Origin of the sequence: Sphingomonas endolithica, assembly GCF_025231525.1 — a bacterium.
Taxonomy (GTDB): Bacteria; Pseudomonadota; Alphaproteobacteria; order Sphingomonadales; family Sphingomonadaceae; genus Sphingomonas; species Sphingomonas endolithica.
The window spans coordinates 941,685-965,278 of sequence record NZ_CP103057.1; the positions used below are offsets into that span (position 1 = coordinate 941,685).

Consider the following 23,594-nt stretch of genomic DNA (forward strand, 5'->3'; position numbering starts at 1 on the left):
GCGATAGATAGAAGGACCTATGATGAGCGACCCCGCAAAGCTGGCCGTCGACGGCAAGGATCTGGATCTCACCGTCATGTCGGGCAGCGTCGGCCCCGACGTGATCGATATCCGCAAACTCTATGCCCAGACGGGCAAGTTCACCTACGATCCCGGCTTCACCTCGACCGCCTCGTGCGACAGCGCGATCACCTATATCGATGGTGACGAAGGCGTGCTGCTGCACCGCGGCTATCCGATCGGCCAGCTGGCGGAGCAATCGAGCTTCATGGAGGTCAGCTACCTGCTGCTCAACGGCGAGCTGCCGTCGCAGGAAGAGCTCGACCAGTTCAGCCACACGATCAGCCGCCACACCATGCTGCACGAACAGCTCGCAACCTTCTATCGCGGCTTCCGGCGCGATGCGCACCCGATGGCGATCATGTGCGGCGTCGTTGGCGCGCTCAGCGCCTTCTATCACGATTCGAGCGACATCACCGATCCCTACCAGCGCATGATCGCCAGCCATCGCCTGATCGCCAAGATGCCGACGATCGCGGCGGCCGCCTATAAATATTCGGTCGGGCAGCCGTTCATGTATCCGGACAATTCGCTGTCCTACACCGGCAACTTCCTGCGCATGACGTTCGGCGTTCCGGCCGAGCCTTACGTCGTCAACCCGATCGTCGAGCGCGCGATGGACCGTATCTTCATCCTCCACGCCGATCACGAGCAGAACGCCTCGACCTCGACCGTCCGGCTTGCCGGGTCGTCGGGCGCCAATCCGTTCGCGTGCATCGCCGCCGGCATCGCCTGCCTGTGGGGCCCGGCGCATGGCGGCGCCAACGAAGCGGCGCTCAACATGCTGCGCGAGATCGGCACGGTCGATCGCATTCCGGAATATATCGCCCGCGCAAAGGACAAGAACGATCCGTTCCGCCTGATGGGCTTCGGCCACCGCGTGTACAAGAATTACGATCCGCGCGCGACCGTGATGCAGCAGACGGTGCGCGAAGTGCTGGGCGAACTCGGCGTCACCGATCCGGTGTTCGACGTCGCGCTGAAGCTCGAGGAGATGGCGCTGAGCGATCCGTACTTCATCGAGAAGAAGCTGTTCCCGAACGTCGACTTCTACTCGGGCGTCATCCTGTCGGCGATCGGTTTCCCGACGACGATGTTCACCGCCCTGTTTGCGCTCGCCCGCACCGTCGGCTGGGTCGCACAGTGGAACGAGATGATCGCCGATCCGGAGCAGAAGATCGGTCGCCCACGCCAGCTGTATACCGGCCCCACCCAGCGCGATTATGCGCCGGTCGGCCAGCGTTGATGCGCGCCACGCGAGTGCTGGTGTTGATCGTCGGCGTGCTCGCGTTGCTGATCGGTCTGCTGTGGATCGGTCAGGGCATGGGCCTCATCATGTGGCCGGCGTCCAGCTTCATGCTCGCGCAGGGTGAATGGGCCGTGCGCGGCGCGCTGCTTGCCGTGCTCGGCCTCGTCGCCATCTGGTGGTCCAGGCGGCGCTGAGCCGCCGACCACCGATCGTGATCGCGGCGGGTCGCCCATAGGCGACCCCAAGCCGACAGACTTGACGGATTACGACGATGCGCGACGATTCGGTACTTACGGACGGGCCGGTCGATCAGGTCGTGTCGGACACGTACGCGGTGTCGGACCACCCGCCGGCACCGCCGCTCGGCTGGATCGACACGCGCGCCGGCATCCCCTATTTCTTCACCGAAGACGGCCAGCCCTGGACGCCGATCGGCCAGAACGATGCGATCACCTGGCCCGAGCTCGCCGGACTGTTCCGCAGGCGCGATCTTGCCGGGGTCGAACAACATCTGCTCTGGCTGAAGGCGCACGGCGTCACCTGCCTGCGGCTGATGCTCGAATATTGCCACCACGAGCATCGCTATATCGAGCGGCCGGCCGGCACCTTCCCGCCCAACATGGTCCGCCTGTGGGACGATCTGTTCGCGTTGCTGGAGAAGGTCGGGCTGCACGTCCTGCTCACCCCATACGACACCTTCTTCATGTGGATACGGTGGCGCGATCATCCCTATAACCATCGCAATGGCGGGCCCGCCGCCAGCCGGCGGCAGTTGCTCACCTGTCCCGATACGCGCGCGGCGATCAAGGCGCGGCTGGCCTTTGCCAGTGACCGCTGGGGCGGCAGCCCGGCGCTGTTCGCGTGGGATTTGTGGAACGAGATGCATCCGGCGCATGGCGGGGACAATCCCGCCTGCTTCACGCCGTTCATCTCCGATGTAGGCGGCTGGCTGCGCGCGTTCGAGGTCGAACGGCATGGCCGCGCCCACCTGCAAACCGTATCGGTGTTCGGGCCCGAACTGATCAAGCATCCGACCTTGGTCGAGCCGATCTTCCGCCACCCCGCGCTCGATTTCGCCAACACGCACCTCTACGAATCCAAGACGATCGACGATCCCAGGAACACTGTCGCGCCGGCACTCGCGGTCGGGCGGCTGATGCGCGCGGCGGTGACCGATGCGCACGATCTCCGTCCGGTGTTCGATTCGGAACACGGCCCGATCCACCGCTTCAAGGATCGCAAGCACACGCTGGCCGAGCCGTTCGACGACGAATATTTCCGCCACATCCAATGGGCGCATCTCGCCAGCGGCGGTGCTGGCGGAGGCATGCGCTGGCCCAACCGCCACCCGCACGTCCTGACGCACGGCATGCGTCGCGCGCAACTGGCGCTGTCCAAGGCGATGCCGCTGATCGACTGGACGCGCTTCCGCCGCCGCAATCTCAACGCCGAGATCATGGTTTCCGACGAGCGGGTGGCATGTTTCGGCTGCGGCGACGACATGCAGGCGCTGGTCTGGCTCTTGCGCACCGATGTCACGGCGCGAGGTGGCATGCTCGATCGGGAGGCGGCGGCCCTGGACGTCACCTTGACGGTGCCGGAGCTGAGCGATGGGCGATACCAGTGCCTGCTGCTTGATACCGTGTCGGGCGAGGTCGTCCGAAGTGTCGAGACCACGGCAGCAGACCGGCGGCTGACGATCCGCGACTTGGGCATCGTAGGCGACCTGGCGATCGTCATCCGCAAGCTCGAAGGTTAGTTTATAGAGCTATGGCAGTTCCCCGGCGAAGGCCGGGGTCCAGTAGCGACGGCGAGAATGATCGTGCGTCACGCCAGTTTTGATCTACGCCTCCACTGGACCCCGGCCTCCGCCGGGGAACAGCAACGAACCCTTCCTGCTGCGAAAGCAATTACCCGCGAACCGGCAAGGTGAACACGAACCGCGCCCCCTGCCCCGGCGCGCTGTCGACGGTGATATCGCCGCCCATCGCCCGCGCCAGCCGCCGGGCGATGTACAGGCCCAGCCCGCTGCCGCCGGGCTCCCGCGGATCCACCCGCTCGAACTTCTCGAAGATCCGCGCCTGATCCTCCAGCGCGATACCCTTGCCCTGGTCGGCAATGATCACGGCGGCGACGTCGCCCTCGCGCTCGGTCCTGATCCACACCATGCCATCGGGCGGCGAGTATCGCACGGCATTGCCGATCAGGTTGACGAGCACCTGCAAGGCGCGCCGGAATTCGCCACTGGCCGGCAATGTCTCGTCGATCGGCGGCTTGTCGATCCGGACGCGGGCCTCGCCCGCGCGGACGCTGAGCAAGCCCGCCGCACGGCGCGATACGTCGGCTAGGTCGATCGGCTCGATCGTCACGGCAAAATCGGCGCGCTCGATCGCCTGCAGGTCGACCAGATCGTCGACCAATCCCATCAGATGGCGCCCGGCATTGGCGATATCGGCAGCGTAATCGGCATAGTCCTGCCGCAATGGCCCTTCGGACTGCGCGTTGATGCTGTCGGCATTGGCGATGATCCGCCCGAGCGGGGAGCGCAAAGCCGCGTCCAGCCGCATCGCGAACGCATCGGGCAGCACCTCGTCCGGCGCGGCAGGCGTTGCTGCCGGCATGTCGATCACATGCACCGCGCCGATAAAGCCGGCAAACACGCCCATGCGGTCGGTGCGCGGGGCGGCCGCCAGCCGCACCGGCTGTCCGGTGGCGCGGATCGTCGCACGCTGGTCGTCGAAATGCTGTCGCATGGCGAGGCCCCCCAGCATCGGGAACGCGCCCTCGTGATCCTCCGCCAGCGAGAACAATCTGGTCAGCGGCCGGCCGAGCATGTCGCCCGCATCGAAGCCGTGCCGTGCGCCGGCGGTTGCCGACAGGAACGTCAGCCGCAGCGCCGCGTCCGATTCCCACAGCCAGTCCGCCCCGCTGCGCACGAAATCGACGTCACGGTCGTTGTCCGGCGTACTGGCACGCCATGGCGAGCGCAGCCGCCAGCCGGTGATTTCCAGCCGCACGCCGGCGTGATCGGGATCGGCTCTCACCCACAGGTCAAGATCCGCATCACCGTCGCCGGCGACCACGGCACGCGAGACGAGGATGCCCAGCCGCCCGGCAAGCCGCGCCAGCGCGGCGATTTCCGGCACGGCGATCGGCTGGCCGATCGCCCCGCCACCACGGGCATTGAGATCGCTCAGCCGCTGATCCGCCTCCACCAGCCGCCCATGGGGATCGATCCGGCCGCGCACCGGCGGCAGGCTGGGGTCCAGCACGTTCATGCGCCCCGCCCCCCTTGCGGCGCGAGCGCGGCAATCGCGGCGCGATAGGCCTGGGGCAGCTTCAACGGCGCCAGTGCCGCACGCGCCTCGATCGGCGTAATGTCCATGATATCGTCCAGCATGTCCGCGAAACGCTCCAGATCGCCGCGCGGATCGGCCTCGCACAAATCCAGCCCGATGCGGGCGATCGCCGCGCGCGGGCAATCGAGCGCGCGCAGCACGAGCCACAAATGCCCTGCCCCGACATCGCCCACCATGTCGCGCGCCTGATCGTAATCCAGCCCCGCCGCCTGAGCCAGCAACGCCGTGAACAAAGCCAGCCGCCGGTCGCCCAATGCCTCGCCGAGCAGATCGGGCAGCTCTCCCGGTGCCGCTTCATAGGCCACCGCCAGCCGCATCGCCGCCGCTTCCAGCCGATCGCCTTCGTCATGCGCGGCCAGGCTGCGCAGCGCCGCCTCGGCAAGGGCGCGATCGAGCTCGGCCGGATTGTCGTCCTGCGTTGCCCGCTCGCGCAGCGCCGCGGCCACCCACCACAACAATCGGTGGTGCAGCTCGGCTGGCAGATCGGTCTGCGCAGCACCCTCGATCAGCCCGCGGCGACGTCCTTCTGCGGCAAACAAGGCGCTCGCCGCGTCCGCCACGACGGTGTCGGGATGATTGGCCAGCCGCGCCAGCAGACTGGGCGTATCGGGCTGCAGCGGTGCTGCGGCCGGCAAGGCATCGCCGATCGCATCCTGCCGAACCCGCGCGATCAGCTCGCGCATCAATTCGGGATCGCGCAGCAGCCGGGCGGCAAGCAGGCGATCGAGCACCGGCGTGCCGGGCGCCACCAATCGTGCGGCGGTCGCCGCCAGGTCGCGTGCCGACAATAACCTCGCCGCCCGCTGCGTCAGCGCAGCTTCCACGCCCGAAACGAGGCCGGCCAGAACCTGCCCGATGCCCGCGCGCATGCGATCGTCCAGCCGCGCCTCGTCCGCCAGGAAGAAGTCGCTTATCCCCGCCGCCAGGCGCAGCTCAGCACGCGTGTCCACCGCCGCTGCGCGATCGAGCAGCCGGGCGGCGCCATGCTGCGCCCCATCATCAAAATCGCGAACGTTGATCGCCATCCGGACTACCTACGCGGAGTGTCATTAATGCGCTCCTAAGGCTCTTGGCGAAAGCCCTCGATCACCGCGGCCAGCGTCACCGCGGCATAGCTGCCCGCCGCAGCGAGGGCGATCAGCGGCAGGCCAAGGATGGCGAGCGGCAGGATGACCAGCAGATAGGCCGTCGCGCTGCCCCACCACCAGCGCTTCGGCCGGCCCCGGCTGCGCGGTCCGCTCGATGCGCGTTCCGCCAGCGCTGCGGCAACGACCAGCGCGATGCCGAGCGTCCAGCCGGTGGCCGTCGCGTCCTGAACGCTCGTGACATGCCCCACCAGCAGCGCACATGCCGCCGCCAGCGCCGGGATGGCGGCATTCTGGAACCGCGCCAGCCGCTCCTCGTCGCGCAACCACGCGAGCGCACCACCAATGGTGAACAGCAATGCCGCGACGATGGCGAGCGCGACACCGACCCAGGCGATCTCGAACATCACGCCGGCCAGCGCCAGCGCTCCGGTGACGATCCCCGCCGCGGCAAGCGCCCAGCTCGGCACCGCGCGCGCCATCAATGGCGGCAGCGCCAGCCGCGCCAGCGGCGCCAGTACGAAGCGATCCGCCCAGGGCCGCGGACGCGACACCAGAGCCGCGAGCAGCGCATTGCCGCGCGTCGCCAGCGCGCGCGAATCACGCTCGATGCCATGCCCTGCGGCGGCGGCGAACGACAAAGGCACATGCTCGGCATGCGCCTGCGCCGCGACCCGCAGCAGCGTCGACTGGAAATCATAGTCGCGTGGCATCACCGCGACCTCGGCGATGCGCTTGGCATCCAGCCGCGCGAGCCCGGCCCAGGCGGTATCGGCACCGACGCGTTCGAAGCCATGGGCAGCATCGCGATCGGAGACGGTGAGCAACGCATCGCCACCATCCTGCGTCATTAGCTGGATCACGTCGCCCGTCGTCACCAGCCCGTCCGCTACGACCAGCACGCGGGCAAGCGGGTGTAGCTTCTCCGACGCTTCGCGCGCGGTGCGCACGACGTCGACGGAGGCGCCGCGGCGGCCGATGCGAGCGATCGCGCCCAGCAATTCGGGGGTAAGCCGTGCCACGACGACGATGATCTGGCTCACGCCGCCCGCGATCAGCAGGCGCGCCTGGAACTCGATCAGCGTCAGCCCGCCGAACGGCAGGGTCGCTGCCAGCGTGCCCGGCCGATCATCGGCATCCTCGATCGCGAATATGAGCCCAGCCAACATGTAACGGCTGTTAGGCGGTCGTGCGGGCGATGGCAAAGGCCGCGCCCGCCTAGTGGTCGAGACGGCTCAGAGTCGCTCCACGGCACGGCGCAATTTGCGCATCACCAGCATGTCCTGCACCGGCATCGCCGCCGCTTCGGTCGCCAGCGTCATCAGCCGTACTGCGCCAAAGCTCGCCGCCAGGCCTTTCAGCCGGAATGCAGCCGCTTGCCATGCCTCGGCATCCTTGGCATTTTCGAGCCCATCGAGCCCACGCCGCGCACTATCGAGGAACGCGCCGCGCAACTCAGCGATCAGCGCAGGCTCATCTCCCACTGCCGCTGCCAGCGTCGCATCGATTGCACCGGGATCATAAGCCATCGTGGGATCGTACGACGCGATCCTTAACAAGGTTTCAACGGGCGATCTCTTGGGCGCGACGCCCGCGCCGAACCGGCCCGTCACCCCGGACCAGTTCGGTGATCGTACGGCGCGAACCTGCACCATACGTCATCCCCGCGCAGGCGGGGATCCATATACTCAAACGTCTGCATTCAGTCGCTAAGACCGCCACTATGGATCCCCGCCTTCGCGGGGATGACCAACCATGTCTGAAAGGGATAGTTGCCGAACATGTCGGAGTGGCGGCCCTGCGTCTGGTGGTGGCGCCCAGACCTATTCGTTTCCCTAACCGTGGTTTCATGATAAACCGCGCCGATGAACGGGGGTTCGCGCATCATCGCTATCAGGCCCGCTCATGGCGCAGCGGCGAGGGATGAACGGTTGCTAGAAGACGTTGCCCTTGGTCACCGGTCCTACGAACCGGTCTATGAAGCCGAATATGAGGAGCTGCGCGTTCGGCGCGAATGGCTGATGCCGGCATTGGGCGGTCTGCTCTCGGCCGCGTGGATTATCGGCATGGTGGCGCTGGCCTGGCCGGACCTGACGGGACTGACGCCGCTGGAGGTCACCAGCTTCGTCGCTGCCTTGTGCGTGCCCCCGGCGCTGATCGGCATCGTGCTGCTGCTGTTGCTGCGGAGCAGCCGGGCCGAGGCCCGTCGCTTCGGCGAGACGTCCCAGGCGATGCGCGGCCACGCCCTGGCGCTGGAACGCACCGTCGCGGTGCTGTCGCATGCCATCGATGCCAACCGCGCCAAGCTCGCCGAACAAACCGACACGCTCATCGCCATGGGCGACAGCGCGGCGGCCAAGCTGGCGACGATCGGCACCGGCATGATGGGCGAAGTCGCCGCCGCCGACGCCCATGCCCGCACATTGGCCGATGCCGCGGAGCGGACACACGCGCAACTCGACACGCTGATGGCCGCCTTGCCGCGCGCGCAGCATGACGCCGATACGCTGGCACGGTCGCTGGGCGACATCGCGGCGGCAGCGGCCAGCCACGCCGGGGCGCTCGGCGTACAGGTCGGCGCGCTGGCCGATCGCGGGCGCGATGCCGATGCGCTGGCCAACGGGGCAGCATCGCGCCTGGCGGCGCATATCGTGCGCATGAAAGAGACGGGCGAGCATGCCGGTGAGCGGCTCGAACTGATCACCAGCGAGATGTCGGACACGGTAGACGGCGTGCTCGGTCGCGCCACCAGGGCGGTCGATGCAGCGCGGCAGGGGATCGCCCAACAGGGCGATGCCATGCTGGCGATGCTCGCCACCAACCAGGCCGCTTTGGACCACACGGCGCGCGACAGTGCCGAGGCGCTTGCCGCCCGTGTCGCCGCGATCGATGCGCTGATCGACCGCATTGCCGATCGCCTGGGCGACCAGCGCAGCGCCAGCGACACGATCATCCACGAACTGGACAGCGGGATCACGCACGTCGCGGGTCGGCTCGATGCGCTGCATGCGCAAGGTGTCGACCGCACGCAGGATCTCGCCGCCTCGATCAGCGCGCTGGGGGGTTCGGCCAATGCGATGACCGAGGCGTTGAAAACCGGCGACGTCATGGCGCGCGGCGCGATCGACACCACCGAACACCTGCTCCTCGCGCTGGATGCGGCCGCGCGCGAGATCGACGAAACCTTGCCGGACGCGCTCGCGCGGCTCGATGATCGCATGCTCGGCAGCCGCCGCGTCGTGGCCGACGCCAAGCCCGAATTGCTGGCACTCGTCACTGCGGCCGAAAGCACGCACGACGCGATCGAGGCGATCGCGCAGGTCATTTCCGGGCAGCGCGCGACGCTCGACAAGCTCTCCGGCACGCTGCTGCAGACGCTGAACGACGGCCGCGTCAAGGCGGATGAGCTCGGTCACATGGTCGACGAGACGATCGATCGCACGCACCGCTTCGCCGAGGAAGCCGCGCCGCGCCTGGTCGAGGCGCTGTTGCGCGTGCGCGACACGGCGAGCACTGCCGCCGACCGCGCGCGCGAGACACTGGCCAGCGTCATTCCCGAGGCAGCGGCGGCGCTCGAACAAGCCTCGACCGCCGCGCTGCAACGCGCCTCGGGCACGGCGCTGCAGCGGCAGATCGCCGCGATCGGCGAAGCGGCCGACGCCGCCGCCACGGCTGCGGGCCGTGCATCGGATCGCCTGACGCACCAGATGCAGGCGATCGCCGATGCCACGGCGATCGTCGAAAGCCGCATCGAGGATGCCCGGGTCGAGCGCGAAAAGGACGATCAGGACAATTTCGCCCGCCGCGTCTCGCTGCTGATCGAGTCGCTCAACTCGGCATCGATCGACATCAGCAAGGCCTTCTCCGCCGACGTCACCGACAGTGCCTGGGCCGCCTATCTGAAGGGCGATCGCGGCGTCTTCACCCGCCGCGCCGTGCGGCTGCTGGATGCCGGCGACGCCCGCGAGATCGTTCGCCTGTACGACGAGGACACGGCGTTCCGCGAGCAGGTCAACCGCTACATCCACGATTTCGAAGCCATGCTCCGCGCGATCCTGGCGCAACGCGACGGCTCCCCGCTTGGCGTGACGCTGCTGTCGTCCGACATGGGCAAGCTGTATGTCGCACTGGCCCAGGCGATCGAGCGGCTGCGGACCTGAGGCTTTCCAGCCTGGAGCAATAGCGTGGGCGCGCCATCACCAATCGACCGTTCGTCCTGAGCTCGTCGAAGGGCGTGTTACGGGCGTCCGCGCTTGTATCACGTGCTTCGACAAGCTCAGCACGAACGGTGATGGGGCGCCCAAGATATCCCCATGCTAAACCGCCGGCAGGATCCGATCGACGATTTGCGGCGTGATCCAGCCATAATAATAATTCAGCTGGAACAGCACGAACAGGACCGTCGCGACGATCGTCACGCGCAGCGCGATGCGCCCCGCGTTGAATTCGTGCGGGGCGCTATCCGCCTGCCCCGGCACACGTTCGGCGCCCGCCTCGTCGGAGGTGCGGACGCCGAACGGCAGGACCAGGAACACCGAAAACGACCAGAACAGGATGTAGATCGCCAGTGCCGAGGTCCATTTCATCATGGAGCGTCAGGCCTCGATCAGCAGCACGTCGACGATCGGCTTCTTGCCGGTCCAGCGTGTCGCCACCTTGCGCACGGAAAGACGCAGCGCCTCGCGCAGCTTGGCACGGTCGCGGCCGCCCTGCCGGGTCGCCTGCACCAGCGAGTCGGTCACTTCCGCAATGAACGGATCGCGATCTTCCTCGACCGGCACGCCCTGCAACCGCACCTGCGGCTGGCCGAGCATGCGCCCGCCCTTGTCGATCGCCACGGCGACCGAGATCTGGCCGTTGACCGCCAGCTTGCGGCGCTCGTTGATCGTCCCGCCATCACCGGGCAGGATCACATCGCCGTCAAGCACCAGACGGCCATGCTGGGCGTGGCCGATCTTCACCGGATCGCCCGGCGCCAGTCGCACGATATCGCCATTGGTCTGCACCAGCGCGCGCGGAATGCCTTCGGACAGGCCGAAGCGTGCCTGCTCCATCAGATGCCGCATCTCGCCATGCACCGGGATCAGCACGTCAGGCCGCATCCAGCGATACATCTGCGCCAGCTCCGGTCGGCCCGGATGGCCCGAGACGTGGACATGCGCCTGGCGATCTGTGACCATCAGCACGCCCTTGGCCGCCAGCTTGTTCTGGATCAGCCCGATCGCAACCTCGTTGCCCGGGATCTGCTTGGACGAGAAGACCACCATGTCGCCGGTCTCTAGCGAGATCGGGTGCGACCCCGCCGCGACGCGGCCGAGCGCGGCGCGTTCCTCGCCCTGCCCGCCGGTCGCGATGACCAGCAGCTTGTTCGCCGGCAGCCGCATCGCCGCCTCGGGCGCGATCAGCTCGGGGAAGTCCTTAAGATAGCCCGTTGCGCGCGCAACCTTGATGATCCGGTCGAGCGAACGCCCGGCGACACACAGCTGGCGCCCGGTCTCGCGCGCCACTTCGCCCAGCGTATGCAGGCGCGACGCGTTCGACGCGAACGACGTGACCATCACACGGCCCTTGGCCTTGCTGATCGTGTCCATCAGCCCGATGCGCACGTCGCTCTCGGAACCCGATGCCTCCATGTTGAAGACGTTGGTCGAATCGCACACCAAGGCGAGCACGCCCGCATCGCCGATCGCCGAGAGCTGCTCGGGGGTCGCGGGATTGCCGATCACCGGGGCGGCATCCAGCTTCCAGTCACCGGTGTGGAAGATCCGGCCGTACGGCGTGTCGATCAGCAGCGCGTTGGGCTCGGGGATCGAATGCGCCATCGGCACGAAGGTGAAGTGGAACGGCCCGAGGTCGAAGCCCTCGCCGACGGGAATCGTCTTCAGCTTGACGCGCGCGGCATTGCCTTCTTCCTCCAGCTTGCCGCGGATCAGGCCGGCCGTGAACGGCGTGGCATAGAGCGGCACGCCGAGATCCTCGGCGAGGTACGGCAGCGCGCCGATATGATCCTCATGGCCATGCGTCAGCACGATGCCGACGAGATCGCCGAGCCGTTCCTCGATGAAGCTGAGGTCCGGCAGGATCAGGTCGATGCCGGGATATTGCGGATCGGCGAAGGTCACGCCGCAATCGACCATCACCCACTTGCCGTTACAGCCGTACAGGTTGACGTTCATGCCGATCTCGCCGGAGCCGCCAAGGGCTACATAGAGCAGTTCGTTCTTTGGTTTGGTCACGTAGGTCTTTCTTCGTAAGTCGGCCGCGAGCCTATCGGGCGGGCGGCATAAGGGTGCGCCGTCAGGCGCGAATGATCTCGTTGAGGAAGAGCGGGGCGCCACGGCCGAAGGATCGGCGGGCGCGCACTCGAAACTCTTGAACGCTATATATGGGCGCGATCCCACAACATCGCCAGCCCCTGAATGGTCAGATCGCCTTCGATCACGTCGAAAACGCGCGTTTGCTTCTCGAACAGGGTGGCCAGGCCGCCGGTCGCGATCACTTTCACCGGCCGCCCGACCTCTATCTTCATGCGCGCGACCAGCCCCTCGATCATCGCGACATAGCCCCAATAGATGCCGATATGCATCTGGCTGACCGTATCGCGCCCGATCACGCTGGTGCTGGTCGGTGCTTCGATCGCGATCCGCGGCAGCTTGGCGGCGGCGGTGACCAGCGCATCGAGCGAGAGGTTGATCCCCGGCGCGATGATCCCGCCTTTATAGGCGCCGGAATAATCGACCAGGTCGAACGTCGTTGCAGTGCCGAAATCGATCACGATCAGGTCGCCGGCGTGCAGCTTGTGCGCCGCGATCATCGTCACTGCACGATCCGCGCCGACCGACTTGGGCTCATCGACGTCCAGCGCCATGCCCCATTCGACCGGCGGCTCGCCGGCGATCAGCGGCTCGCCGCCGAAATATTTCCGCGCCAGCGTCTGCAGATTGTGCAGCGCGCGCGGCACCACGGTGGCGATGATCACGCCGGTCACGGCCGTGCGGTCATAGCCTTCGAGACTGAGCAACTGGCTCAGCCAAACCGCGTATTCGTCCGCCGTGCGACGCGGATCGGTGGCGATCCGCCAGCGCGCCTTGATCGCACCGCCGCCGACGCCGGTATCGACCAGCGCGAACACGACATTGGTATTGCCGGCATCGATGGCGAGCAACATGGCACTAGATCCTCTCCGTTCGTGTCGAGCCCCTCGACTGCCTGCCAAGGCAGCCGCTCGGGATAAACGTCAGCACGTGCTGACGTCGAGACACGCTGGCTTGGCACTCCGGGCCGGTTGCTCGACTACGCTCGAAAAGAACGGAGAAGGGAGTCATATCAGGAATACATCGCCGGCGTGAATGACACGGCGGTCGCCATCCGCCAAGCGCAGGATCAGCGCCCCGTCGGCATCCAGCCCTTCAAACAGGCCTTCCACCGCACTGCCGTCCGGCAATGACGCGCTGAGCGCGGTTCCCGGCGGATGCGCCCGCTCCAGCCAGCGCGCGCGCATCGGCGCCAGCCCTTCACTGCGCCAGCGCGACAGCCAGTGCGCAAAGGCGGCCGCCAGCGTGTCGAGGAAGTCCGCCGGCTCGGGCGACGCGCCATGCGCCGCGAGGCTGGTGGTCGGCCGGTCGAGATCGTCCGGGTGATGCGCGAGATTGACGCCGATGCCGATCACCACCGCATCATCCGCGCGCTCGAGCAGGATCCCCGATACCTTGGCCCCGTCGATCAGCAGATCGTTAGGCCATTTGAGCATTGCCGCCGCGGCACTTCCCCGGCGAAGGCCGGGGTCCAGTCGAGATGTCGGCGATGACAAAGCGCTGCGTCCAGCCAATGTACGTTCCACACCTGGGCCCCGGCCTTCGCCGGGGAACAGGTAGACCGACACTACCTCCTCCAGCGCCACGGCCGCAACCAGCGCCAGCGTCGCCGCCGCCGGATCGGTCCCCCGCAGCCGCACCAGCGTGCTCGCCGACAGATTGCCCACCGGCGACACCCACGCCCGGCCCTGCCGGCCGCGTCCGCTCACCTGCCGCTCGGCGCGCAGCCACAGCCCCTCGGCCGCACCGCTTCGCGCAAGCTCCAGCATGTCGGCGTTGGTCGAGCCCGTCTCCGCGACGGTACGGATCGCCTGACTCAGAACAGCGACCGTGCGGCGTTCAGCGTCAGCACGCCGAGCGGCGCGAGCAGCACCCAGCCGATCGGCGATACGAACACCGCCGCGGCGGCGATCAGCCCGCCCTCGACCGGGCTGTCGTTCTTCGCGAACTCTGGTGCCGGATCGTCGAAATACATCACCTTCACGACGCGCAGATAATAATAGGCACCGATCACCGAGGCGACGAAGCCCGCGATTGCCAGCGGATAGAGCCCTGCCTGCACTGCTGCCTGGAACACCGCCAGCTTGGCATTGAAGCCGAGCAGCGGCGGGATGCCGGCGAGCGAGAACATGAAGATCGCCAGCGCCAGTGCCAGCATCGGCCGCGTCTGCGACAGGCCGGACAGGCTGGCGATCGTCTCGACCGGCTGCCCATCGGCATCGCGCATCTGCAACACCACCAGGAAGCTGCCCAGCGTCATCACGACGTAGACGGTGAGGTAGAACAATACCGCGGCGACACCGGCCTGCGTACCGGCGGCCAGGCCGATCAGCACGAAACCGACATTGTTGATCGACGAATAGGCCAGCAGTCGCTTGATGTTGCCCTGCCCGATCGCGGCGACCGCCCCCAGGATGATCGATGCCAGCGCCGAGAAGATCACGATTTGGCGCCACTGATCGGTAGCCGGGCCCATTGCCACGATCGCAACGCGCACCGCGATGGCCATCGCCGCCACCTTCTGCGCGCTGGCGAACAAGGCCGTCACCGGCGTCGGCGCGCCTTCGTACACGTCCGGGGTCCACATGTGGAACGGCACTGCGGCGATCTTGAACGCGATGCCGGCGAACACGAACACCAGCCCGAAGGTGAGCCCGAGCGAATGGCCGGCGCCATACGCGGTGGCGATACCATCGAACACCGTCGTGCCGCTGAAACCATAAACGAGCGAAATACCGTAGAGCAGGATGCCGCTCGCCAGCGCGCCAAGCACGAAATATTTAAGGCCCGCCTCGGCCGAGCGTGCATCGCGCCGCATGAAGCTCGCCAGCACATAGGCCGCGAGGCTCTGCAGCTCGAGCCCGACATACAGCGGCAGCAGGTCGGTGGCGGACGCCATCATCCCCATGCCCGCCGCCGACAACAGGATCAGCACCGGATATTCGGGGCGCAGATCATCGCCCGCGGTCCGCGCGAAGAAGCGCGGCGCCATCAGGACCCCGACCGCGCATGCACCATAGATCAGCAGCTTGCAGAAGGTGCCGAAGCCATCGGCACGGTACAGCCCGTCGAACGCTTCGCCCCCGTTACCAGCCGGGCCGATCAGCGCGATGGCAGCACCGGCCAGCACCGCGACGCTCGCCCATGACACGGCACGCGTCACCGCCTGCCCGCCCCAGGCGGATACCAGCATCAACGCCAGCGCGCCGAGCGAGAGAACGATCTCGGGCAGCGTCATCAACAGATTGGCGGAAATGGTCATTCGTGGCCCCCGGTATGCGCGGCGGGTGCCGGAGCCTTACCCTTGGTCGGAGTGGAATCGCTTGGCGGTGCGGCGCGATCGACGCGGGCGACCAACATGGTCACGTCGCGGCGCATCGGCGCCATGAAGCTCTCGGGATAGACGCCCATCCACAACACGACCGCGGCGATCGGTGCCAGCAGCGCGAGTTCGCGGCCGGACAGATCGGTCATCCCGCGCACGTCGTCCTTAGTCAGCTCGCCGAACACCACGCGCCGGTACAGATACAGCATGTACGCCGCGCCCAGGATGATGCTCGTGGTGCAGAGCAGCGCCGTCCAGGTCGATACCTGATACGTGCCCATCAGCGCGAGGAACTCGGCGACGAACCCGCTGGTCCCCGGCAGCCCGATCGATGCCATGGTGAACAGCAGGAAGAACAAGGCGTAGCGCGGCATGTTGATCGCCAGCCCGCCGTAACGGTCGATCTCGCGCGTGTGCAGCCGATCGTAGATCACGCCGACGCACAGGAACAACGCGCCCGACACCAGGCCATGGCTCAGCATCATCATCATCGCGCCTTCGATGCCCTGCTGGTTGAAGGCGAACAGGCCGATCGTCACGATCGCCATGTGCGCGACCGAGGAATAGGCGATCAGCTTCTTCATGTCGGACTGCACCAGCGCCACCAGCGAGGTGTAGATCACCGCAATCGCCGAAAGCCCGAAGATCAGCCAGGTCAGCTGCCCGGACGCTTCCGGGAACATCGGCAGCGAGAAACGCAGGAAGCCGTAGCCGCCGAGCTTCAGCAGCACGCCCGCCAGGATCACCGAGCCCGCCGTCGGCGCCTGCACGTGCGCATCGGGCAGCCAGGTATGCACCGGCCACATCGGCATCTTGACCGCAAAGGAGGCGAAGAAGGCCAGCCACAACCAGGTCTGCGCATGGGCCGGGAAGTCGGTGCGCATCAGTGTCGGGATGTCGCTGGTGCCTGCGGCATTCGTCATCCACAGCATCGCGACCAGCATCAGCACCGATCCGAGCAATGTGTAGAGGAAGAATTTGTACGACGCGTAGATCCGGTTCGCGCCGCCCCAGATGCCGATGATCAGGTACATCGGGATCAGGCCGGCCTCGAAGAAGATGTAGAACAGGAACAGGTCCTGCGCCGCGAACGTGCCGATCATCAGCGTCTCGGTGACCAGGAACGCCGCCATATATTCGGGCACCCGCTTGGTGATCGCGCTCCAGCTCGCCCCGATGCAGATCGGCATCAGAAACACGCTCAGCATGATCAGCATCAGCGCCATGCCGTCGATACCGAGCTTCCAGTCGAACACGCCAAGCGAGCCGCCATTCTCGACGAACTGCCACTGCGCGCCGCCAATGTCGTATTGCGCCCACAGCCCGATGCCGAGCACGAAGTCGACCAATGTCGCGGCAAGCGCGATCCACCGCGCGGTGCTCGCATTCACGAACAGGCACGCAATCGCCGCCAGCGCCGGTATCGCCAGCATGACGCTCAGGATCGGGAAGCCGCTCACAATCCCACCAGTCATTGGGAAATCGCCCAGGTAATCGCGGCGGTCAGGCCGATCAGCATCACGAACGCATAACTATAGAGGTATCCCGTCTGGACCCGCGCGGTGACGCGCGTGCCCTGCTGCACCAGCCAGGCCGAGCCGTTGGGCCCGAACCGGTCGATCGTCTTCTCGTCGCCCCGGTGCCAGAACAGCCGCCCGATCGCAAAGGCAGGACGCACGAACAGCAGGTCGTACAATTCGTCGAAATACCATTTGTGCAGCAGGAAATCGTACAGCACCCGGAAGTGGCCAGCCACGGCGGCGGGCATTTTCGGATCGCGGATATAGGCGGTCCAGGCGGTGAACAGGCCAAGCAGCATCGCGATCGTCGCCGACAGCTTGATGATCGTCGGCACGCCATGCATTTCGTGCATCAAATGCTCGCGGAACGCGATCGACCCCTTCCAGAAACGCTCACCCGCCTCGGGCTCGATGAAGAAGCCGTGGAACGCGAAGCCGGCGGCGATCGCGCCGATCGACAGCAGGATCAACGGGATCAGCATCGGCAACGGGCTCTCGTGCGGGTGATAGCCCCCCGTCCCTTCCGGCAGATCATGTGCGTCGGCATCGTGCGTGTGCGGATGCGCGGTGGTGTCCTCGATCGCCTGATCGTCGCTGTCGTGATGATGCACGTCGTGACCCTGGGTATCGTGGCCATGCGCGTTAGCCCCATGCGCATCATGGATCGCGTGCTGGATATGCTCCGACTGCGCCCAGCGCGGTGCGCCGTAGAAGGTCAGGAACATCAGGCGCCACGAATAGAAGCTGGTCAGCAATGCGACGAGCACGCCGACGAACCACACGCCCGGCTGGCCGGCGGCCCAGGCCGCCTCGATAATGCCGTCCTTGGAATGGAAGCCGGCAAAGCCGATCGCCAGCGGATTGCCGAACACGCCGGGCAGGCCGACACCGGTAATTGCCAGCGTGCCCATCATCATCGCCCAGAAGGTGATCGGGATGCTTTTACGCAGGCCGCCATAATATCGCATGTCCTGCTCGTGATGCATCGCATGGATCACCGAACCAGCGCCGAGGAACAGCAACGCCTTGAAGAAGGCGTGCGTGAACAGGTGGAACATCGCCGCGCCATACGCGCCGATGCCGGCCGCGAAGAACATGTAGCCGAGCTGCGAGCAGGTCGAATAGGCGATCACGCGCTTGATGTCGGTCTGCACCAGGCCGACCGTCGCGGCGAACAGGCACGTCGCCGCACCGATCGTCGTCACTACGCCGAGCGCCACCGGCGACGTCTCGAACATCGGCGACAGGCGGCACACCATGAACACGCCCGCCGTCACCATCGTCGCGGCATGGATCAGCGCCGACACCGGGGTCGGGCCTTCCATGGCGTCGGGCAGCCAGGTGTGCAGGCCGAGCTGCGCCGACTTGCCCATTGCGCCGACGAACAGCAGCAGGCACAACACCGTCATCGTATCGAGCCGGTAGCCGAGGAAGCCGATCGTCGAACCCGCCATGCCCGGCGCCGCGGCCAAGATCTCCGGAATGGAGACCGTGCCGAACACCAAGAACGTGCCGAAGATACCGAGCATGAAGCCGAGATCGCCGACGCGGTTGACGACGAACGCCTTGATCGCGGCGGCGTTGGCAGATGGCTTGCGGAACCAGAATCCGATCAGCAGGTACGAGGCAAGGCCCACGCCTTCCCAGCCGAAGAACATCTGCACCAAATTGTTGGCCGTCACCAGCATCAGCATCGCAAAGGTGAACAGCGACAGATAGGCGAAGAAGCGCGGCTGGCTGTCGTCCTCGGCCATATAGCCCCAGCTATACAGGTGGACGAGCGCCGAGACGGACGTGATCACGACCAGCATCACCGCGGTCAGCGAATCCACCCGCAACGCCCAGGACACGTCCATCGCGCCGGAATGGATGAAGTGCAGCACCGGCACCACGACGGGTGCGGCGCTGCCGCCGAGATAGCTGAAGAACACCGGCCAGCTGAGTGCTGCCGACACGAACAGTGCCGCGGTGGTCACGATCTTCGCCGGACCGTTGCCGATCGTGCGATTGCCAAACCCGGCAACGATGGCCGCGAGCAGCGGCAGGAATACGATAAGGAGGATCACCAAATCACCCCTTCATCCGGTTGACGTCGTCGACCGAAATCGTCCCGCGCCCGCGGAAATAGATCACCAGGATGGCCAGGCCGATCGCCGCCTCGCCGGCCGCCACGGTCAACACGAACATCGCGAACACCTGCCCCACCAGATCACCCAGGTAGCTGGAAAAGGCGACGAAGTTCAGGTTCACCGCCAGCAGGATCAACTCGATCGACATCAGCAGCACGATCAGATTCTTACGGTTGGCGATGATGCCCATCACGCCGAGCGCAAAGAGCACGGCCGCCACGACCAAATAGTGCGTGAGGCCAATCACAATTCGATCCCCTGCCCAACTGTGGGCTGCGTGTTGCGCGTCGCGTCCTGCGGCCGCCGTGCGATCTGCTTCGAGATGTTCTGCGCCCGCACGCCGCCGCGCTCGCGATGCGTCAGCACGATCGCGCCGATCATCGCCACCAGCAGCACCAGCCCGGCACCCTCGAACACGAACAGGTAACGCGTGTAGAGCAATTGCCCGATCGCCTCGATGTTCGGCACTCCCGCATCGATCGGCGCCGCGCGCCGGCCGAGTGCCACGCCGCCGGCGCTCCACGCGCCGAACGCCACCATGATCTCCGCCGCCAGCGCCACTGCCAGCAGCACGCCGATCGCGGCATAGCGCGCAAACCCGGCGCGCAGCTCGTCGAAGTCGATGTTGAGCATCATCACCACGAACAGGAACAGCACTGCGACCGCGCCCACATAGACGATGACGAGCAGCATCGCGATGAACTCCGCGCCCACCAGCACCATCAGGCCGGCGGCGTTGAAGAACGCCAGGATCAGCCACAGCACGGCATGCACCGGGTTGCGCGACGTGATCGTCAACGCGCCCGATACGATCACCATGATCGCGAACAGGTAAAAGGCTATGGCTTGGATCACGGAATCAGGATGCCCCTAAAAGATGTCGCGCGCTTAACGGTACGGTGCATCGGCGGCAAGGTTCGCGGCGATCGCGCGCTCCCAGCGATCGCCGTTATCCAGCAACTTCGCCTTGTCGTAGATCAGTTCCTCGCGCGTCTCGGTCGCGAATTCCAGGTTCGGCCCCTCGACGATCGCGTCGACCGGGCACGCTTCCTGACACAGCCCGCAATAGATGCACTTGGTCATGTCGATATCGTAGCGCGTCGTGCGGCGGCTGCCGTCGTCGCGCGGCTCGGCCTCGATCGTGATCGCCAGCGCCGGGCACACCGCCTCGCACAGCTTGCACGCGATGCACCGCTCTTCACCGTTGGGATAGCGCCGCAGCACATGCTCGCCGCGGAAGCGCGGCGACAGCGGGTTCTTCTCGAACGGATAATTGATCGTCGCCTTGGCCTTGAAGAAATACCGCAAGGTCAGCGCATGCGCCTTGAGGAACTCCCACAGGGTGAAAGCCTTGATATATTGAGCGACGCTCACGGGCGCTTCTCCGATGGGGTGACGACCTTGTCACGGCACACGCCGTCGGTCGGGTAACGCGGACGCTGCGCCTGGTAGAAGCCGCTCTGCGTGCCGTATTGCTTCAGATACACGCGGTCCGGCGCATCGCAATCGGTGCCCACGCGCGTCAGCATCAGGAAGCCCGACACCAGGAACACCCAGAACAGCGACAGCGGCAGGAACACCTTCCAGCCCAGCCGCATCAGCTGGTCATAGCGATAGCGCGGCACGGTCGCCTTCACCCAGCTGAACAGGAAGAAGAAGAACAGGATCTTGGCGAACAGCCAGATGATGCCCGGTACCCAGTACAGCGGCGCCCAGTCGAACGGCGGCAGGTACCCGCCCCAGAACAAGGTCGCGTTCAGCGTGCACATCAGCAGCACGTTGGCATATTCGCCGAGCCAGTAGAGGGCGAAGCTCATCGACGAATATTCGGTCTGATACCCGGCGACGAGTTCGCTCTCCGCCTCGGTCAGATCGAACGGCGCGCGCTGCGTCTCGGCCAGCGACGAGATGAAGAACATCACCGCCATCGGGAACAGCAGGGGGTTGAAGGCGAAGCCGTTGATGAAGCCGTACAGCCCCTTCTGCGCCATCACGATGTTCGACAGGTTGAAGCTGCCCGACCACATCACGATCGAGATCAGGATGAAGCCGATCGCGACTTCGTAGCTGACCATTTGCGCCGCGGCACGGATCGCCGAGAAGAACGGATATTTGGAGTTGGACGACCAGCCCGCCAGGATGATCCCGTATACCCCGAGCGACGACGCCGCGAGCACGTAGAGCAGCCCGACATTGATGTCGGCCAGCACCACGCCCAGCTGGAACGGCACCACCGCCCACACGATCAGCGCGACCGTGAAGGTGATGATCGGCGCGATCAGGAACAGGCCCTTGTTCGCCGCGGTCGGCACGATGGTTTCCTGCAGGAACACCTTCAGGCCGTCGGCGAACGACTGCAGCAGGCCGAACGGCCCCACCACGTTTGGTCCGCGGCGCAGCGCCATCGCCGCCCAGATCTTGCGATCGGCATAGATGATCATGGCGACGGCCAGCATCAGCGGCAGCGCGATGACGAGGATGCCGATGATCGTGGCCGTGAACCACGCCCATTCGAACGACATGCCGGCAGAGTTCTGGAAAAACGCGGTCATTCCGCCGCCTCCGCATAGTCGTTGCCATGCACGAGTTCGGCCGAGCAGCGCTGCATCGTCGGGCTCGCCCGGCAGATCGCATTGGTCAGGTAGAAATCGGCGATCGGATACCCCTCGATCCGGCCCGAGGGCGTCGCCTCCAGCGCCGGCGGGTTCCAGGCGAACGTCTTAAGCCCCAGCGTCGCCAGGTCCGGCGTGTCCGCCGCCATCGCCGCGCGCAATTCCTCGATCGTGTCGAACGACAGCGTCTTGCCGATCACCGCGGACAGCGCGCGCAGGATCGTCCAATCCTCGCGCGCGTCGCCCGGCGGGAACACCGCGCGCTCGCCTCGCTGCACGCGCCCTTCCAGATTCACCCAGGTACCCGATTTCTCGACATAGCTGGCGCCGGGCAGGATGACGTCCGCGGCACGCGCGCCGGCATCGCCATGATGGCCGATATAGACCTTGAAGCTTTCCGCGAACTTGCTGAAGTCCACTTCGTCCGCGCCCAGGAAGAGCGCGAGCTTGGGCTTGGCCGCGACCAGATCGGCAATGCCGCCCTTCTGGTGCCAGCCGAGCATCAGACCGCCGTTCCGGGCGGCCGCCATGTGCACGACATTGAAGCCGTTCCAGCCGTCACGTACCAGGTTCAGCGTGCCGGCCAGCGCCAGCGCAGCGCCATGGCCGCCCTTCAGCGCCGCGCCGCCAACGATCATCATCGGCTTGCTCGCGCCGCCAAAGGCGTCCGTCACCGCCTGCGGCAGATCGCCCAACAGCGACAATTCCTCGCCCAGCCACTCGACCTTGTAGGTCAGGTCCGTCTCCGGCCCGATCGCGAAGACCTTGGCCCCCTTCTTGATCGCCTTGCGGATCCGCGTGTTCACCAGCGGCGCTTCCCAGCGCAGGTTGGTGCCGACCAGCAGGATCACGTCAGCGTCTTCGGTGCCGGCGATGGTCGTGTTGAAATTCACTGCCGCCAGCGACGAGGCATCATAGTCCATGCCCGTCTGCCGGCCCTCGATCAGCGTCGAGCCCATCGACGCCAGCAGCGCCTTGGCCGCGAACAGCGTCTCGCAGTCGACCAGGTCGCCATGCACCGCGGCAACGCTATCGCCCGCATCGACGGCAGCGATCGCGCGGAACGCCTCGTCCCAGCTCACCGGCTGCAGCTTGCCGTCCACGCGCACATAGGGGCGATCGAGCCGGCCGCGCACCAGGCCGTCGACGGCATGCCGCGTCTTGTCGGACGCCCATTCCTCGTTGACGTCCTCGTTGATCACCGGGAGCGCGCGCAGCACCTGGCGCCCACGGCTGTCGAGCCGGATGTTGGTGCCGACCGCGTCCATCACGTCGATCGACAGCGTCTTCTTCAGCTCCCACGGCCGTGCCTCGAACGAATACGGCTTGCTGGTCAGCGCGCCCACCGGGCACAGATCGACCACGTTGCCCGACAGCTCGCTCGATACCGCGCCTTCCAGGTAGGACGTGATCTGCATGTCCTCGCCGCGCCCGATCGCGCCGATTTCCTCGACGCCGGCGACTTCCTCGGCAAAACGGATGCAGCGCGTGCATTGAATGCACCGCGTCATAACCGTCTTGACGATCGGCCCCATATATTTCTCGGTCACCGCACGCTTGTTCTCGTCGTAGCGCGACTGGCCACGGCCATAAGCGAGCGATTGATCCTGCAGGTCGCACTCGCCACCCTGATCGCAGATCGGGCAATCCAGCGGATGGTTGATCAGCAGGAATTCCATGATGCCCTCGCGGGCATTCTTCACCATCGGCGTGTTGGTGAAAATCTCCTGATTGTCCGCCGCCGGCAGCGCGCACGACGCCTGCGGCTTTGGCGGTCCGGGCTTCACCTCGACCAGGCACATGCGGCAATTGCCCGCGATGCTGAGGCGCTCATGATAGCAGAAACGCGGGATTTCCTTGCCGGCAATCTCGCACGCCTGCAGCACCGTGGCGCCCTGCGGGACTTCGACCTCGACGCCGTCTACTTTGACTTTTGGCATA

20 protein-coding genes are annotated in these 23,594 nt (G+C 66.1%); 4 read left to right on the top strand and 16 right to left on the bottom strand.

Features of this window, described 5'->3' with window-relative positions:
* The first annotated feature begins 22 nt into the window (after window positions 1-22).
* From NV382_RS04465 to NV382_RS04475, 3 genes are all read left to right on the top strand, one after another.
* Window positions 23-1,306, top strand: a complete 1,284-nt coding sequence (locus NV382_RS04465; protein WP_260599326.1) for a citrate synthase — start codon at window positions 23-25, stop codon at window positions 1,304-1,306.
* Window positions 1,306-1,503, top strand: coding sequence for a hypothetical protein (locus NV382_RS04470; protein WP_260599327.1), 198 nt, complete (start codon window positions 1,306-1,308; stop codon window positions 1,501-1,503). The genes NV382_RS04465 and NV382_RS04470 overlap by 1 nt, the downstream gene beginning before the upstream one ends.
* Before the next feature lie 77 nt (window positions 1,504-1,580).
* Window positions 1,581-3,068 (top strand): glycoside hydrolase 5 family protein, encoded by a 1,488-nt coding sequence (locus NV382_RS04475; RefSeq protein WP_260599328.1) that lies wholly within the window; start codon window positions 1,581-1,583, stop codon window positions 3,066-3,068.
* A 151-nt stretch (window positions 3,069-3,219) separates the two neighbouring features.
* Here the strand turns inward: NV382_RS04475 and NV382_RS04480 are convergent, their stop codons facing one another.
* The 4 genes from NV382_RS04480 to NV382_RS04495 all read right to left on the bottom strand — a co-directional run bounded on the left by NV382_RS04480 (window position 3,220) and on the right by NV382_RS04495 (window position 7,282).
* Window positions 3,220-4,587: a PAS domain-containing sensor histidine kinase gene (locus NV382_RS04480; RefSeq protein ID WP_260599329.1), complete on the bottom strand. Its 1,368-nt coding sequence runs from the start codon at window positions 4,585-4,587 to the stop codon at window positions 3,220-3,222.
* The gene (locus tag NV382_RS04485) at window positions 4,584-5,693 is read right to left on the bottom strand and encodes a DUF2336 domain-containing protein (protein ID WP_260599330.1); all 1,110 of its coding nucleotides are present in this window, start codon (window positions 5,691-5,693) and stop codon (window positions 4,584-4,586) included. The genes NV382_RS04480 and NV382_RS04485 overlap by 4 nt, the downstream gene beginning before the upstream one ends.
* Window positions 5,694-5,728: 35 nt before the next feature.
* Window positions 5,729-6,922, bottom strand: a complete 1,194-nt coding sequence (locus NV382_RS04490) for a hypothetical protein (RefSeq protein WP_260599331.1) — start codon at window positions 6,920-6,922, stop codon at window positions 5,729-5,731.
* 66 nt (window positions 6,923-6,988) lie between these two features.
* Entirely contained in the window at window positions 6,989-7,282 is a 294-nt protein-coding gene (locus NV382_RS04495) for an Hpt domain-containing protein (RefSeq protein ID WP_260599332.1), read from the bottom strand.
* Between the two features lie 402 nt (window positions 7,283-7,684).
* Between NV382_RS04495 and NV382_RS04500 the strand changes: the two genes are divergently transcribed.
* Window positions 7,685-9,913, top strand: coding sequence for a hypothetical protein (locus NV382_RS04500; protein WP_260599333.1), 2,229 nt, complete (start codon window positions 7,685-7,687; stop codon window positions 9,911-9,913).
* Between the two features lie 156 nt (window positions 9,914-10,069).
* Here the strand turns inward: NV382_RS04500 and NV382_RS04505 are convergent, their stop codons facing one another.
* From NV382_RS04505 to nuoG, 12 genes are all read right to left on the bottom strand, one after another.
* Window positions 10,070-10,339, bottom strand: coding sequence for a DUF1467 family protein (locus NV382_RS04505; RefSeq protein WP_260600305.1), 270 nt, complete (start codon window positions 10,337-10,339; stop codon window positions 10,070-10,072).
* Window positions 10,340-10,348: 9 nt separating this feature from the next.
* Window positions 10,349-11,929 (bottom strand): ribonuclease J, encoded by a 1,581-nt coding sequence (locus NV382_RS04510; RefSeq protein ID WP_260600306.1) that lies wholly within the window; start codon window positions 11,927-11,929, stop codon window positions 10,349-10,351.
* Between the two features lie 203 nt (window positions 11,930-12,132).
* Window positions 12,133-12,921 (bottom strand): type III pantothenate kinase, encoded by a 789-nt coding sequence (locus NV382_RS04515; protein WP_260599334.1) that lies wholly within the window; start codon window positions 12,919-12,921, stop codon window positions 12,133-12,135.
* A gap of 153 nt (window positions 12,922-13,074) precedes the next feature.
* Window positions 13,075-13,836 (bottom strand): biotin--[acetyl-CoA-carboxylase] ligase, encoded by a 762-nt coding sequence (locus NV382_RS04520; protein ID WP_260599335.1) that lies wholly within the window; start codon window positions 13,834-13,836, stop codon window positions 13,075-13,077.
* 47 nt (window positions 13,837-13,883) lie between these two features.
* Entirely contained in the window at window positions 13,884-15,329 is a 1,446-nt protein-coding gene (gene nuoN, locus NV382_RS04525) for an NADH-quinone oxidoreductase subunit NuoN (RefSeq protein WP_260599336.1), read from the bottom strand.
* Window positions 15,326-16,852, bottom strand: a complete 1,527-nt coding sequence (locus NV382_RS04530; protein ID WP_260600307.1) for an NADH-quinone oxidoreductase subunit M — start codon at window positions 16,850-16,852, stop codon at window positions 15,326-15,328. Before NV382_RS04530 ends, nuoN begins: the two co-directional genes overlap by 4 nt.
* An 11-nt stretch (window positions 16,853-16,863) precedes the next feature.
* Entirely contained in the window at window positions 16,864-18,978 is a 2,115-nt protein-coding gene (gene nuoL, locus NV382_RS04535) for an NADH-quinone oxidoreductase subunit L (RefSeq protein ID WP_260599337.1), read from the bottom strand.
* Window positions 18,979-18,982: 4 nt separating this feature from the next.
* Complete coding sequence (gene nuoK, locus NV382_RS04540; protein ID WP_260599338.1) at window positions 18,983-19,288, bottom strand: NADH-quinone oxidoreductase subunit NuoK; 306 nt, start codon at window positions 19,286-19,288, stop codon at window positions 18,983-18,985.
* A complete protein-coding gene (locus tag NV382_RS04545) occupies window positions 19,285-19,896 on the bottom strand; it encodes an NADH-quinone oxidoreductase subunit J (RefSeq protein WP_260599339.1) in 612 nt (203 codons plus the stop codon). Before NV382_RS04545 ends, nuoK begins: the two co-directional genes overlap by 4 nt.
* Window positions 19,897-19,929: 33 nt before the next feature.
* Window positions 19,930-20,415, bottom strand: coding sequence for an NADH-quinone oxidoreductase subunit NuoI (gene nuoI / locus NV382_RS04550; protein ID WP_260599340.1), 486 nt, complete (start codon window positions 20,413-20,415; stop codon window positions 19,930-19,932).
* Window positions 20,412-21,593, bottom strand: coding sequence for an NADH-quinone oxidoreductase subunit NuoH (nuoH, locus tag NV382_RS04555; RefSeq protein ID WP_260599341.1), 1,182 nt, complete (start codon window positions 21,591-21,593; stop codon window positions 20,412-20,414). Before nuoH ends, nuoI begins: the two co-directional genes overlap by 4 nt.
* Entirely contained in the window at window positions 21,590-23,593 is a 2,004-nt protein-coding gene (gene nuoG, locus NV382_RS04560; protein ID WP_260599342.1) for an NADH-quinone oxidoreductase subunit NuoG, read from the bottom strand. The genes nuoH and nuoG overlap by 4 nt, the downstream gene beginning before the upstream one ends.
* Window position 23,594 lies beyond the last annotated feature (1 nt).